This is a genomic window from Archangium sp. (genome assembly GCF_036277355.1).
Lineage (GTDB): Bacteria > Myxococcota > Myxococcia > Myxococcales > Myxococcaceae > Archangium.
In genome coordinates, this window is sequence record NZ_DASUNC010000051.1 from 52,162 (window position 1) to 65,960 (window position 13,799).

Genomic DNA, 13,799 nt, shown 5'->3' on the forward strand with positions numbered 1-13,799 from the left:
ATCCATGTCCAGCAATGCCTTGACTGTCGTTACCCCCATCCAGCCCGACAAGGAGAAGGAGCTCGACGCCCTGCTGAGTGAGATCGGCGAGGACATCGACAACAAGACGGGCCGCCACATCGGCTTCGCCCGGCTCACCACGGTGCACTTCCTGCGCTGGGTCATCCTGCCCGCGGACAACGAGGGAGAGCGCCACTACCCGCCGCAGCTCGCCTTCGAGAGCAATTACGACGGTCCGCTGGACGCGCACCTGGAGGAGCTCATCCGGGTGGGCGGGCCGGTGCTGGCGCGCATCTACGGCTACTGCGCGGGCTGTCCCGCGGACGTGGCGGGCAGCGTCGAGTCCTTCAAGCGCTTCCTGAAGAACCACCAGCTCCCCTGCGCCGCCTTCTACCGGGGCTATCCGAACCACGGCGTCCAGGACGTGCGGGAGAACACCCGGGCGCGGCGGGCCATCCAGGACTTCCTCGACGACCCGAAGCGGGCGGCCACCCTCCGCGGCCTGCAGCCGGAGCAGCTCTGCCAGGAGATCCAGAAGTACCTGGCCACCGTGCCCGGGCTGAAGCTGGAGCGCGACCCCGCGCCCAAGCCGAGCCTGTTGGACCGGTTCGTCGGGCGCCTCATGGACTCGCGCCGCGTGCAGCTGGCGGTGGGCATTCCCGTGGGCCTGCTGCTGTTGCCCGTGCTCGTGCCGGCGACCCTGCTGCTGATGTGGAAGGAGTCCCGGGACGAGGCGGAGCCCAAGATGGAGGACGTGGTGGACCCGCGCGTGGAGGGGCAGGAGGACTACATGGTCCAGAACCAGCTCACCCACCTGGTGGAGGTGCGCCCGGGCTGGTTCCGCCAGCGCACGCTGCGCGCGGTGCTGGGGGGAATCGATTTCCTGGCACGCCACTACTACAACCGCGGAAACCTGGGCGGCATCCCCAGCATCCACTTCGCGCGCTGGGTCATCATCGACGGGGGCCGGCGCCTGCTCTTCTTCAGCAACTACGACGGGAGCTGGGAGCGCTACCTGGGGGACTTCATCGACCGGGCGGCCGTGGGGCTCACCGGCGTGTGGAGCAACACGCGCGGCTATCCGAAGACCCGGCTGCTCTTCGGCCAGGGCGCCACCCACGAAGAGGAGTTCAAGCAGTGGACGCGCGACCACCAGCTCTACACCCAGGTCTGGTTCAGCGCCCACCCCGACGAGAGCGTCCGCAACATCCTGCAGAACGTGGCGGTGTGCGCGCAGCTCAAGGCCCAGCTCAAATCCCAGGAGGCGGAGCAATGGCTGCTCAAACTGTGACATCCGGTTCCCACACGGCGGCGGTGCCGGGCGAGACACTCGAGTTCGAGGACATTCAAGGGCTCGTCTTCTTCGGACACGGGCACCTGAAGTACTCGCGGTATGTGTTCCTCCGGGTGAAGGACGGCGCGCGCGCACGGGCGTGGCTGCGCACGCTGGTGGAGCGCAAGGAGGTCAGCACCGCGAGCGGCAAGCGGCATCCCGGGCTCTCGGAGACCAAGGGCAAGCACGCGCTCCAGGTGGCCTTCACGGCCTCGGGACTGGAGCACCTGGGCGTGCCCTCGGAGGTGATGACCACCTTCCTGCAGGAGTTCCGCGAGGGGATGAGGGACCGGCGCCGCGCGCGCATCCTGGGCGACCTGGGCGGGAGCGCGCCGGAGAAGTGGCAGTTCGGCGGCACGGACGCGACGGCGCCCCACGTGGTGCTGGTGCTGTTCGGCCGGGACGACGCGGACCTGGATGTCTTCCACGCCTCGCACCGCGAGCGCTACCAGGACGCCCTGGAGGAGGTGTTCCTCCAGGACGCCGACATGCGCCAGGGAGACACGGAGCCGTTCGGCTTCCGGGACGGCATCTCGTTCCCCTACATCAAGGGCGTGCCCACCACGCGCACGGCGGATGCGCTCGGCCTGCCCGTCAACGCGGGGGAGTTCATCCTCGGCTACCCGAACGCGTACGGCCAGTACCCCTTCTCGCCCCGGGTGCCGCGCGCTCAGGATCCCCGCGACCTGCTGCCCGAGGTGCCCCGCTCGCAGAGGGTGCCCGGAGAGCCCCGGCCCAAGGACCTGGGACGCAACGGCACCTACCTGGTCATCCGCAAGCTGCGCCAGGACGTGAAGGGCTTCTGGAAGTTCGTCGAGGAGAACAGCCGCGTCCCGGGCAGGAGCGTGGAGGAGAACGAGGCGAGCAAGGAGTTGCTGGCCGCGAAGCTGATGGGTAGGTGGAAGAGTGGCGCGCCGCTGGCGCTGTGCCCGATGAAGGACGATCCGAAGCTGGGCGGGGACGCCACGCGCAACAACCACTTCGAGTTCCGGGAGGACCCGTATGGGACGAAGTGTCCCCTCAGCTCGCACGTGCGCCGCGCGAATCCCCGGGACACGCTCGTCGAGGATCCCCAGAAGTCCATCCAGCTGACGGCCCGCCACCTCATCATCCGCCGGGGCCGGCCCTATCGCGACGCGCTGCCCGGTGGAGAACAGGAGCAGGGGCTGATGTTCGTGGCGCTCAACACCAACCTCGGGCGCCAGTTCGAGTTCATCCAGCAGACGTGGATGAACAACCCCAAGTTCAACGACCTGTACGACAGCAAGGATCCCATCGCCGGAGACAACTACGATCCCGAGTACCCGGGGGATGATCCGAAGAACTACACCGCCGTGGTCCCCGGCTTCCCGGTGCGCCAGCGCATCTCCGGCCTGCCGCGGTTCGTGCACATGCGGGGCGGCGACTACTTCTTCATGCCTGGCATCAAGGCACTGCGGTACCTGGGCTCGGAGCGCGCGCGATGAGCTCCCGATTCGTCCGGTGGCTCACCGGCGCGGACACGCAGCGGGCGGTGTTTGGATTCCTGCGCAGACACCACCCCAACCTCATGCTGGGCAAGCGGGCGCTGGTGACGCGGGCCGAGGACGTGAACGAGGTGCTGAAGACAGACGCGGTCTTCGGGGTCACGGAGATCTACGCCGAGCGCATGGAGCGCACCACGGGGGCCTTCTTCCTGGGCATGGAGAACACGCCCCAGTACCAGCGGGAGGCCTCGCTCTCCCGGAGGGCCGTGCGTCCGGAGGACCTGGAGCGCATCCGGAGCATGGTGCGCGAGCATGCAGGGCAGCTCATCGCCCAGGCGCGTCCCACGGGGAGGCTGGACGTGGTGAACGGGCTCGTGCGCCCGGTGGCGGTGGGGATGGTGGACCGCTTCTTCGGTGTGCCGGGGCCGGATGTGGAGACGATGAAGCGGTGGATGCGCATCATCTTCTGGGACATCTTCCTCAACCCGGGCAACGACGCGGACGTCACGGCGCGGGCGAAGGCGGCCAGCGCGGAGCTGAAGACATACATGGAGGGCCTCATCGCCCAGCGGAAGGCCGGGCTGGCCACCGAGGGCCGTGACGACTTCCTCACGCGGCTGCTGCGCATGCAGGAGGACGAGGCCACGCGCCTGGACGACGACGCGGTGAGGCGCAACGTGGGCGGCATCATCGTCGGCGCGGTGGATACCAGCTCCAAGGCGCTGACCCAGCTCGTCAACGAGCTGCTGGAGCGTCCCGAGGCACTGGGAGAGGCCGGGAGCGCGGCCCGGGCGGGGGACACGGCACGGGTGGCGGCCCATGCCTTCGAGGCGCTGCGGTTCGACCCGCACAACCCCATCCTGCTGCGCACGTGCCACGAGGACTACGTGCTCGCGAGGGGCACGGACAGGGAGATGCGGATTCCGAAGGGCACGCTCGTCATCGCCTCGACGATTTCGGCGATGTTCGATCCGGAGGTGATGCAGCACCCGGACGAGTTCCGGGTGGAGCGACCGCCCCAGGGCTACATGCACTTCGGCCGGGGCCAGCACACCTGCTACGGGGAGCGCCTCAATCACATCGTCCTGCCCGAGGTGCTCGGGTGCCTGCTGCGGCTGCGCAACCTGCGGCGCGCGCCGGGCGGCGAGGGACGGATGCGATTCGAGGGCCCCTTCCCGGACCGGCTGGTGGTGGAGTTCGACGCGGGCTGACCTCGCTAGAGTGGCGGGCCTCCATGGGAGGCCCTGATGACGTCGCGCTCGAAGGTGACGGTGCTGTCGCTGCTGCTCCTGCTGTCCACCGGCTGCGCCTCGCTGACACCACTGCCCGGCAGAGGGATGAACCTACGCTACGCGCACGGCGAGGCCGACGCGCCTTCATGGGCCGGGAACCATCAGCAAGGCGCGAGCGTGGCGGTGGGCCCTGGCCGTGCGGAGGAGACCGCAGAGGCCAACGCCCTCGCGGCCCACCTGGCGTTTCGCGGTGCACTGGGCGAAGTGGCCGGCACCCTCCGCCACCTCTCCAGTGAGCTCTCCAGGCTGGAGAAGAGCCACTGGGGCATCGCGGGAAAGGGGGCGGGCCTCTTCCTGCCCCATGTGGAGTACGGCCAGCGCCAGCTGCGGTGGATGGAAACCGAGCTCGCCACCGCCACCCGGCTGGCCCACACGGCCTCGGAGGTCGAAGAGGAGGAGATGCAGCTGGCACTGCTGCGCATGGCGGGCCCACGGCTCGAGGCCGCCATGTTGGGCTCGCTGCTGCTGGCGGCCTGGGTGGACGTCCTCCACCTGCTCGATGTGGCCTTCAAGCACGGCTACAACTCGTTGGAGACGCTGTTCGTGGAGATGGACCGCTGGCAGAAGATGGTGGAACCGGCCATGACCGCACTGGCCTCGCAAGAGCCAGGGCAGGTGGATGCAGCGGCGCAGGACCTGCCCGCGCTGATGGGCCACCTGTCCGGCGAATTCAACGTGACGGCGCAGCGCCTCCACTCGGGGCTGCGGAATATCCAGAAGGTGATGGCGCTGGCGCAGCTCATGGAGATGGTGACCATGGTGTCGGCGATGAAGTTCTCGCTGCCTCGGCTGGGACCGTCGGTCCCCGTGACCCTGGGAGTGGGCATGGTGATGGGCGGCGACGGGGTGATGATGGGCACACGCATCGTCGTCTCCGCCGAGTGGGTGGAGATGATGCGGCGGCTGGTGCGGGCGGGTGTCCTCTCGCTGCCAACCGTGAGCGCGGCGGTGCGGATTCAGGCCGGCCAGGTATTGATGGCCGAAGCACACGACGAGCTACCGCGCGGCGTGCGCGAGGCGCTGGGCGACAGCCCCGAAGTACGGGGCATGCGGGTGACGGGTAGAACGGGGGCAGGCATGGCCGAGCCACCGCGACACCACGTCCTGCCCAAGGAGTTCCGAGAGTGGTTCGAGAAGCGCGGCTTCACCGGCGAGATGAGCATCGACCAGTTTTGCGTCAAGCTGGAGCAGGCACACCATCAAGCCATCCACGGCGGTGGGAACTGGAAGCTGGGGCGCCTATGGCCTGGTGAATGGAACCGGATGATCATGGAGACACTGCTCGAAGCCGAGACGACGGCCGGCCGGATGTTGACGCAACATGAGATTCTGGGAACAGTCGCGAAGCGAATGAAGGACTACGACATCCCCATGAAGTTCCTCCCGTGGAGGGGGCGATGAGCGACGGGCAGTCCTGGCAGGGCAACTGGAAGGTACGCCTGTATGAGCGGGTCCGCGAGCGCGGCTACGATTCGCTCACCGCCTTCGCGGATGCACGCCCTGCTGTCCCGCTACACTTGCTGGCTGAGGAACTCGGCAAGGATGATGTCGCGGGTGTGCAAGTATTGAACGGGCTGCTCGCCGAGGCGGAGCGGCGCAAACAGCTCACGCGTTTTGTGCGCGATGTATTCACACGCCTGTGGTCCCAGAGCGTCCCTGACGGCTGGCCGTCCGTGCTGGACGACGCGAACCGATTCAAGGTTGCCGAAGCGCTCGGCTCGTGGATTGCCTACACTCCGGAAAACCACAAGGAGCGCGCCAGACAGGTCAGGACAGCGCTCCTCGCCACGCCGCCTCCGGCCGGTTGGCGCCCGCTCGGCCCCGACGACGAGTTGCTGCTCACACTCCTGCCCGATGAGGAAGCCTGAGCAGCGGAGCTCCGCCCCGTTCACCGGCGCTCCGGGTACCTCCGCCGGAACTCCTCGCGCAGGGACTCGAGGTAGGCCGGGGCCTCCGGTGTGCCCTCCGCGGGCGCCCAGGGCGCGAAAGCCTTGTCATGGGCCGGTGCGTACGGCCCGTTCTTCACCTCGTAGATGACGGTGTCCGGCGCCAGGGCCACCAGCCCGTGGAAGATGCCCGGAGCGAGGTCCACCCCGAAGTGCTCGCCCCCCGCCTCCAATGACAGACAGTCGCGCACGCGCCCATCGTCCTCGAAGGTGAAGAAGGCCAGCGCCCCGCGCAACAATATCCACGCCTCGGCCTTGGGCGGCTCCAGGTGCCGGTGCGGCCGCACGTAGCTGTCCGGCTGGACGACGTTGAACATCCGGTGCAGCGGATCCGCGTCGCTCTTGTGGAACGGTTGGATGATGCGGCGGCGGAGGACCACCAGCTCCCCTTCCGGGGCATCCAGGGCACGTCGGTAGGAAGCGCTCATGGCCCCGAGCGGAGCACAGGTGCGCTCCGCCGGCCAGCCCGCACCTCGCCTCCCTCACGGATGCGGCGGGTGGGGCGCTTCCTGTCCTCCCAGGCGGCGCAGACTCGCCTGGGCCCGTTGCTCATAGACCCGCATCCCGTGCTCCCGCGCGAAGCGGATGGCCTCGAGGAACGCCGCACGCGCCTCGTCCTCGCGGCCCGCCAGCCGCAGCAGCTCGCCCCGGACGCGGTGCAGCTCCGGCAGGTACGAATACTCCTCCGTCACCGCCGGCCACGTGAGCGCCTCGTCCACCGCGGCCAGTCCCTCCTGCGCCTGTCCCAGCCTCAAGTGGATGTGGGCCAGCATCCCCAGGTTGTGGTGCATCCCCGCGACGATGCCCGAGCGCTGCCACCCCTCCAGCACCTGCCGCATCTGCACCAACCCCTCCTGCGGCCGTCCCAGCTCGGCCAGGGCCCACCCCCGCATCGCCGCGGGCCACAGGTACCACAAGAGGAAGCGGTGCTCGCGCGCGAGCGGAATGCATTGCTCGACCAGGCCCAGCGTCGTGCGCGCATCCCACCGCAACTGGCTGCCGATGGCGCAGTACGTCAGCGCGAGCGCCGTCGTGTGCGGGTGGCCGATGCGGCCCGCCAGCTCCAGCGCCTCGCGGGTGAAGCGCTCGGCCCGCTCCTCCTGTCCGGACACCGAGAGCGGCAGCGTCGCGTACGCCAGTGCGCCCACGCGCGGGTTCACCCACTGCCGGATGGCGAGCGCCCGGTGCTGCTCGAGGCTCACCTCCGGCACCGCCAACGCCTGCTCCAGGTGCTTCAGCGCGGTGTCCACCTGCCCCCAGGTGAACAGGTCCGTGGCCATCATCCGGTGCCCCATGGCGAGCAGCTCCGGCTTGTGCTGGCGCTCGCCCAGCTTCACCAGCAGCTCGGCCACCTCGTGCGAGTCGTGCGACTTGCCCCGCGCGAAGTAGTACGCGAAGGAGCCCCAGAAGCTCAGCTCCAGGCGGGGCAGCTCCTCGCCCACCTCGCGGAAGAGGGCCTGCACCCGTGTGTACGTGCGCTCCACCTCGGGCGAGCGGTAGCCCTGCACCTGCACCAGCGGCATGCCCAGGGCGATGAGCAGTTGCAGCTCGTCGCGCGTCAGCACCGGGGCATCCGGCAGGTTGCGCAGCAGCTTCAACGCCTGCGACAGGTGGCTCACCGCTTCCTCGTTCGCCGAGCGCTGGCTCGCCCGCATCCCCGCCAGCTTCCAGTAGTGGATGGCCAGCTTCAGCTCCCCGGCCTCGGTGTAGTGGTGGGCCAGCAGCTCCGGCCGCGTCTCCGCCACCGCGGGGAAGTGCGTGCTCAGGGATTGGGCGATGCGCTGGTGGTACTGCCGCCGCGCGCTCCGGGGCAGCGACTGGTAGGCGGCCTCCTGGATGAGGGCGTGGCGGAACTGGTAGCCGGGCTCGGACTCGTCGTCCCGCGCCTGGAGCAGCCCCGCGGCCATCAACCCCGCCAGGTCCCTGCGCAGCACCGTGCCCCGGAGCCCCGTCAACTGCGCGAGCAGCGCCGAGGAGAAGCTGCGCCCCACCACCGCGCACAGCTGCGCCAGCTGCTTCTGCCGGCGCGGCAGCGAGTCCAGCCGGGCCAGCAACAGCTCCTGCAGGGTGACGGGGATGGAGGCCGACGCCCCGCCCTCCAACATCACCCGCGTCATCTCCTCCACGAAGAGCGGAATGCCGTCCGTGCGCTCCACCAGCTGCGCCACCACGTCCGCGGGCAGCTCCTGGCCCCGCGTCACCTCCCTCACCAGCTGCTCGGTGCGGGACGCGGACAGCCGCTCCAGGGGGATGCGCTGGAAGGCCGCGTGCTGGGCCCAGGGCGGGCGGAACTCGGGGCGGGCACTGAGGACGAAGAGCAGGCTCGCCCGCTCCACGAAGCCAATCAGGAAGCTCAGCAGCTGCAGCGTGGACGGGTCCGCCCAGTGCAGATCCTCCACCATCACCAGCACCGGACGCTCGCCCGCGTTCTCCATCAACAGGGTGGCCAGGGCCGCCAGCGTCTCGTCCTTCTGCCGCTGGGGGGTGAAGCGCAGGTGCGGCGAGTCCTCCCGCACCGGCAGCGACACCAGCGAGGCCAGCAAGCGCACCTGCATGGGCGTCAGGCCCCGCTTCTCCAGGTGCCGCTCCACCGCGCGCAGGTTCTCCTGGGGCGAGCGCTCCGGGCTCAACCATACGCGCTGCAGCATCTCGATGACGGGGTGCAGGGCGCTGGTGCTGTACTGGTGCCAGCACTGGAGCCGCAGGAGGATGGGCTTGTCCGGCAGCACCCGCTCGCGCAGCTCCTGGATGAGGCGGGACTTGCCGATGCCGGCCTCGCCGCACAGCAGCACGTAGCCGCCATGCCCCTCGCGGGCCCGCGCCCAGGCGGCGAGCAACTGCCCCAGCTCCTCCTCGCGGCCCACCAGCGGGCTCAACTCGCCCGTGGGCAACCGGGTGCCGGCCGCGCGCGAGCGGCCCAGCACCTGGTGCACCTCGAGGGTGCGCCGCCCGTCGAAGGCCCGGGCACCGAGCGGCCGGGTGTCGAAGGCGCGCCGCACCAGGCTGTGGGTGCTGGGGCCCACCACCACCTCGCCCGGCCCGGCCTGCCGCGCCAGCCACGCGGCGATGCGCGGCGCCTCGCCCTGGATGGTGGGCGTGTGCCCCCGAAGCTCCGGGAGGATGTCGTCCAGCACCACCGGGTCCGTGTCGACGCCCACCCGCACCGCCAGCTCCGCGGACGTCCCCGGCGGCAACCGCGCCTGGAGCGCCGCGAGCACCACCGGGGGCAGCTCCAGCCCCGCCCGCACCGCGCACTCCGCGTCGCCCTCCTTCGCCACCGGGTAGCCGAAGCACGCCAGCACCTCGTCTCCCAGGCACAGGGTGATGAAGCCCCCATGGCCTTGAATGGCCTCGGAGGCCGAGCGGTGGAAGGCCGCCTCCAGCTCGCCGAAGTCCTCCGGGTCCAGCGCCTCGGCCAGCGCGCTGAGCCCCGTCACATGGCAGTGCAGCAGCGTCACCTGCCGGCGCTGCGGGGCCGTCGAGCGCTGCGGCGCCCGGCCCGGCCGCAGGTTCTCCTCCAGCTCGCGCAGCTCCTCGCGCAGCTCCTCGGCCGGCAGCAGGCGCTTCTCGGGGTCCTTCTCCAGCAGCACGGACAGCAGCGACTCCAGCTCCCAGGGCAGCTCCGGGTTGCGCTCGCGCGGCGAGGGCACCGGCTCCAGGGAGAGCACCTTCGCGCGCAGCTCGCCCACCATCAGGTGAGGATAGGGCAGCTCTCCGGTGAGCAGCTCGTACAGCATGACGCCCGCGGCCCAGATGTCGGTGCGCGCGTCCACCTTCTCCCCGCGCCACTGCTCCGGGGCCATGTAGGGCGGCGTGCCGGCCGTGGGCAGCTCCGGCTGCTCGGAGGCCAGGCCCGGCGCGGGCGCCAACCACGCCAGTCCGAAGTCCAGCAGCTTCACCGTGCCCTGGCGGGTGATGAAGACGTTGCTCGGCTTGAGGTCGCGGTGGACGATTTGATGCTCGTGCGCGTGCGCCAGGCCCGCGGCCACGTCGCGCATGATTTCCAGCGTGCGCGTCAGCGGCAGACTGCGCTCCCGGCGCACCAGGTCCGCGAGCGACTCGCCCCCGAGACATTCCATGACGAGGAAGGGGACGGTGGGCTCGCCGGGCCCCCCGCTCCACTCCGACACGTCGAAGATGCGGACGATGTTCTCGTGGTCCAGCCGCGCGATGGCCCGGGCCTCCCGCAGCCCCATGCCGGCCAGCTCCTCGCGCGGGAAGAGGAACTTGAGGGCCACCACGCGCTGCAGCTCCTCGTCCTGGGCCCGGAAGACCTGGCCCATGGCGCCCTCGCCCAGCGACTCGAGAATCTCGAACCGGCGCCCGTCCGCGCCTCCCAGCCGGTCTCCCGGCAGCAGCCGGCGGAACGGCGTGGGCACGTCGGAGCTCAACACCTCGTTCAGGAACGAATCGCCGAAGTCCAGCTCGTCGTCGAAGTCGAAGTCGCCATCGAGCTCCAGCCCCTCCTCGAGCCCCTCCTCGAGTCCGGCCTCGGCGTCCTCCCCATGGGGAGCCCCCGGCTCCTGGCCGTCCCGCGCGCCATTGCGTCCCATGGTGCTTCCCCCCGCCCCTCTCGATGAAAACTAGGGGCGCCCAGAAGGCCGGGCAACGCGCCCACCCGGCGGGGAGGGGGAGACGTCGCCTTTCCACCGTCATTCCCGCCCGGCTGGCTGGCCTTGACGGCGGACCCCTCCGCGTCCAGCAACGGAGCAGGCGGGCCCTTCTCGGGGAGAAGTGGCCATCCCGTGCAACGCGCACCAAATCACACACATCACACCAGGGAGACGTGGACTCCACCGGTTAGAGGCGGGAACCGGAGCTCCCTTCCTGGAGAAGCCCGGATCGCTCTCTCTCTCCCCTCCCTGCGGAAAGGACAGGACGAATCATGAGCACCATTCTTCTCGTTGATGACGAACCCGAGCTCCTCGATCTCTACACGGAAGTGTTGGAGCTGATGGACCATCGCGTGCTGCGTGCACATGATGGAAGGGAGGCGCTGGAGATCGCCCACGCGCGGCGGCCGGACCTCGTGGTGACGGACTGGCAGATGCCCCGGATGAGCGGGGTGGAGTTGTGCCAGCGGCTCGTGCAGGACGAGCAGCTGTGTGACGTGCCCGTCATCATGCACAGCGCCGCGACGGATCCCCACGCGCCCGGTGTGACGGCGTTCCTCTCCAAGTGCTCGGAGCTGAGCGAGTTTGAAGAGGTGGTCAACCGGGCGCTCTCGGACTCGGGCGTGTACCCGCAGGGGCCGCCGCCGCGCGGTCCGTACCTGGAGTGGGAGCACGAGCAGGTGTGCTCCATGGGCCAGTAGGGCCCGGACAGAGCGGGTGACCGAGCGGGCCGGAAGAAATTCTTCCGGCCCGCGTGCTTTTCGCGGGGTGGCCCCCTCTATCCAGGCAGGAGGCCACACATGCCACGCATCGACTCTGGAATCAGCCGGGAGTTCACGGATCTCATCGCGCCGCACAGGGCCTTGTTGAGGGGGCTCGCGCACAAGCTCTGCCGCAACGGCGGGGTGGAGCCCGAGGATCTGATGCAGGACACGCTGGAGCGCGCGCTGGTGCACTTCGAGCTGTTGCGCGGCTGGAGCGAGGGCACGCGCCGCGCGTGGTTGTGCACCACGCTCCAGCGGCGCTTCCTGGACCACTGCCGGCGCCAGCGCACGGAGAGCCACGAGGGGCCCACGTTGGAGCTGCTGCAGGCGCCCGTGCTCGTGCGCGAGCCGCGCCAGTGGCACCCCTGGGAGCGCGTCTCCGAGGAGGAGTTGCACCAGGCCATCTCATGTCTGCGCTCCCCGCTGCGGGAGGCCTTCGAGCTACACACGGCGGGCATGCGCTACAAGGACATCGCGAAGCGGCTCGGCACCACGCCGGGGACGGTGGGCTTCTGGCTGCACCAGGCCCGGCTCGAGCTGAGGAGCCTCTTGCGGCCGCTCGCCACGGAGCGCGCGGAAGAGCTCGCGGCCTGAGCGGCCAAAGCCAGACAAAATCCCCGCACAAGAATTCCCACACCGCGCGTCATGAAGCCGGCACCCGCTGCCAATCAGTAAAACCCCCAAGCCCAAAGACAGACACCCATGAACTCGCCCATGCGTCAGACGAATCCCGTTGCCCCGAGCTCCTCCTCCTCCTCCCGCGCCGGCGGGAGCCGCCAGGGCTGGCGCCCGCGCCTGGTGCGCACGCTGGCGGAGCACCCGAAGCGCGACTACTGGCTGGAGCGCGTCCCCGAGACTCCCGGCCGCTACCAGGTGCGCGGCGTGACGGGCGTCATCTTCATCCTCTTCGGGCTGATGAAGTCCTTCGACTTCACGCTGCCCATCCTCGTGGGCGCGCCGGGGCTGCACGTGCACACGGGCGTGGAGGGCTTCGCGCAGTTGATCGCCGGGCTCGGCATCCCCTTCCCGCTGTTCAACGCGGCGATGGTCATCACCATGGAGATAGTGCTCGGCCTGGGGCTCATCCTCGGTGCGTGGATGCCCGCGACGCGGCTCATCACCCGCCTGTGCGCCCTGCCGCTGGCGGTGGACATGATGATGGCGCTGCTGGTGGGCATCCGCCAGGTCCAGGGCAACCCGGTGGTGCTCGGGGGCTTCCCCATCATGAATCAGTTCTGGCGGCTGCCGCTGGAGCTGGGCCTGCTGGCCGGCATGGTCTACCTGCTGTGGCGGCCCGCGGCCCGGGCGGTGGCCCCGCGGCTGGTGCCCGTGCCCGCGCGTGAGGGCTGAGCGGCGGGCAGGCGAGCACCCCGCGCCCTGGTCTCCTGGCGAGCGGCGGGCCAGGAAGCCGGGGTGCTCGTGTATTCGAAGCAACCGCACGGCTCAAACCTGGAACTCCAGGAAGGAGCTACAGGCCCGCCCTGCTTCCCACCGAGCAGGGGACCGAGGCCACCGAGCCGTTACACGGCCCGTGCGTAGTTTCACCCCCGCACCACAACGCAGCACGGAGGGGTCTCCATGACACCGACTCTCACGACCAGCGCTTATGTGCTTCACAACCTCGGCCTCGCGGCGGGCTTCGGCGGTTCGCTCTTCGGCCGTGTCGCCCTCAACCCGTCGGCCCGGCTCATCAACGACAAGCAGGAGCGGGCGAAGATCGTCAACGCGGCCTGGAACGGCTACAACATCATCAACGCCGTGGGCCTGGGCGCCACCGCCCTCACCTGGCTCATCGGCCGCTCCAAGATTTCCGGCCGCTCCATCTCCGCCAGCGCGCGCAAGCTGGTCCTCGTGAAGGACTTCCTGATGGGCGCCACGCTCGTCAGCGGTGTCATCAACCTCATCGGCGGCGGCTTCCTCGCCAAACGCGCCCTCCAGGACGGCATCGCCATGGAGTCCGGCGGCCAGGCCGCCGATGACGCGCCGGATGACGTGAAGAGCGCCACCAGGCTCGTCAACTGGCTGGGCGTCTTCAGCCTCGCCACCATGGCCGGCCTCATCGGCGTGTCCACGTGGCTGGACAACACCGCCCAGGCCAGCGGCAAGTGGAAGTTCATCGCCCGCGCCCTGCCGTGAGCACGCTGCCGGCGCAATGACAGACACATGACAGACCGTTGAAGCCACGGCCTCCGCGCGCCCTGCGAGCGGGGGCCGTCGTGTTTCCGCGCCGTGCAACCCGCCCCCGGGCGAGCCGCTCGCCCGCCTGCTCTCCAGCGTGGGCAGCGGCGGTGGGCGGGCCGGAGTGGCACGCAAGCCCGCTCCCCAGCGGCCCGCGCGGTGCACACCCTCTGCCGCGAGGGGGGGTTGAATGGGCTGGCGGGAACG

The 13,799-nt window shown here is 69.9% G+C and carries 11 protein-coding genes; 9 read left to right on the top strand and 2 right to left on the bottom strand.

The features are described 5' to 3' along the window. The first annotated feature begins 4 nt into the window (after positions 1-4). The 5 genes from VFZ09_RS13670 to VFZ09_RS13690 are packed head-to-tail and all read left to right on the top strand — an operon-like array spanning position 5 to position 5,959. The gene (locus VFZ09_RS13670) at positions 5-1,291 is read left to right on the top strand and encodes a hypothetical protein (RefSeq protein ID WP_329727992.1); all 1,287 of its coding nucleotides are present in this window, start codon (positions 5-7) and stop codon (positions 1,289-1,291) included. Beyond that, complete coding sequence (locus VFZ09_RS13675; protein WP_329727993.1) at positions 1,273-2,799, top strand: Dyp-type peroxidase; 1,527 nt, start codon at positions 1,273-1,275, stop codon at positions 2,797-2,799. Before VFZ09_RS13670 ends, VFZ09_RS13675 begins: the two co-directional genes overlap by 19 nt. Then, positions 2,796-4,010 carry a cytochrome P450 gene (locus VFZ09_RS13680; RefSeq protein WP_329727994.1) on the top strand — a complete coding sequence of 405 codons (1,215 nt, stop codon included), beginning with the start codon at positions 2,796-2,798 and terminating at the stop codon, positions 4,008-4,010. The genes VFZ09_RS13675 and VFZ09_RS13680 overlap by 4 nt, the downstream gene beginning before the upstream one ends. Positions 4,011-4,046: 36 nt before the next feature. Beyond that, positions 4,047-5,492, top strand: coding sequence for a DUF2380 domain-containing protein (locus VFZ09_RS13685; protein ID WP_329727995.1), 1,446 nt, complete (start codon positions 4,047-4,049; stop codon positions 5,490-5,492). After that, the gene (locus VFZ09_RS13690; protein ID WP_329727996.1) at positions 5,489-5,959 is read left to right on the top strand and encodes an NUDIX hydrolase; all 471 of its coding nucleotides are present in this window, start codon (positions 5,489-5,491) and stop codon (positions 5,957-5,959) included. Before VFZ09_RS13685 ends, VFZ09_RS13690 begins: the two co-directional genes overlap by 4 nt. A 20-nt stretch (positions 5,960-5,979) precedes the next feature. Here the strand turns inward: VFZ09_RS13690 and VFZ09_RS13695 are convergent, their stop codons facing one another. Further along, a complete protein-coding gene (locus VFZ09_RS13695; RefSeq protein ID WP_329727997.1) occupies positions 5,980-6,465 on the bottom strand; it encodes a WbuC family cupin fold metalloprotein in 486 nt (161 codons plus the stop codon). A 54-nt stretch (positions 6,466-6,519) separates the two neighbouring features. After that, positions 6,520-10,590, bottom strand: a complete 4,071-nt coding sequence (locus VFZ09_RS13700; RefSeq protein WP_329727998.1) for a protein kinase domain-containing protein — start codon at positions 10,588-10,590, stop codon at positions 6,520-6,522. 332 nt (positions 10,591-10,922) lie between these two features. Here VFZ09_RS13700 and VFZ09_RS13705 point away from each other — a divergent pair, with 332 nt between their 5' ends. The 4 genes from VFZ09_RS13705 to VFZ09_RS13720 all read left to right on the top strand — a co-directional run bounded on the left by VFZ09_RS13705 (position 10,923) and on the right by VFZ09_RS13720 (position 13,550). Beyond that, the gene (locus tag VFZ09_RS13705) at positions 10,923-11,351 is read left to right on the top strand and encodes a response regulator (RefSeq protein WP_329727999.1); all 429 of its coding nucleotides are present in this window, start codon (positions 10,923-10,925) and stop codon (positions 11,349-11,351) included. Positions 11,352-11,450: 99 nt separating this feature from the next. Continuing rightward, complete coding sequence (locus VFZ09_RS13710) at positions 11,451-12,008, top strand: RNA polymerase sigma factor (protein ID WP_329728000.1); 558 nt, start codon at positions 11,451-11,453, stop codon at positions 12,006-12,008. Between the two features lie 108 nt (positions 12,009-12,116). Then, positions 12,117-12,764, top strand: coding sequence for a DoxX family protein (locus VFZ09_RS13715; protein WP_329728001.1), 648 nt, complete (start codon positions 12,117-12,119; stop codon positions 12,762-12,764). A gap of 228 nt (positions 12,765-12,992) precedes the next feature. Further along, entirely contained in the window at positions 12,993-13,550 is a 558-nt protein-coding gene (locus VFZ09_RS13720; protein WP_329728002.1) for a hypothetical protein, read from the top strand. Positions 13,551-13,799 lie beyond the last annotated feature (249 nt).

Coding starts and splice junctions, on each gene's coding strand:
- VFZ09_RS13670 (WP_329727992.1), top strand. CDS start 5: ATGTCCAGCAATGCCTTGACTGTCGTTACCCCCATCCAGCCCGACAAG.
- VFZ09_RS13675 (WP_329727993.1), top strand. CDS start 1,273: ATGGCTGCTCAAACTGTGACATCCGGTTCCCACACGGCGGCGGTGCCG.
- VFZ09_RS13680 (WP_329727994.1), top strand. CDS start 2,796: ATGAGCTCCCGATTCGTCCGGTGGCTCACCGGCGCGGACACGCAGCGG.
- VFZ09_RS13685 (WP_329727995.1), top strand. CDS start 4,047: ATGACGTCGCGCTCGAAGGTGACGGTGCTGTCGCTGCTGCTCCTGCTG.
- VFZ09_RS13690 (WP_329727996.1), top strand. CDS start 5,489: ATGAGCGACGGGCAGTCCTGGCAGGGCAACTGGAAGGTACGCCTGTAT.
- VFZ09_RS13695 (WP_329727997.1), bottom strand. CDS start 6,465: ATGAGCGCTTCCTACCGACGTGCCCTGGATGCCCCGGAAGGGGAGCTG.
- VFZ09_RS13700 (WP_329727998.1), bottom strand. CDS start 10,590: ATGGGACGCAATGGCGCGCGGGACGGCCAGGAGCCGGGGGCTCCCCAT.
- VFZ09_RS13705 (WP_329727999.1), top strand. CDS start 10,923: ATGAGCACCATTCTTCTCGTTGATGACGAACCCGAGCTCCTCGATCTC.
- VFZ09_RS13710 (WP_329728000.1), top strand. CDS start 11,451: ATGCCACGCATCGACTCTGGAATCAGCCGGGAGTTCACGGATCTCATC.
- VFZ09_RS13715 (WP_329728001.1), top strand. CDS start 12,117: ATGAACTCGCCCATGCGTCAGACGAATCCCGTTGCCCCGAGCTCCTCC.
- VFZ09_RS13720 (WP_329728002.1), top strand. CDS start 12,993: ATGACACCGACTCTCACGACCAGCGCTTATGTGCTTCACAACCTCGGC.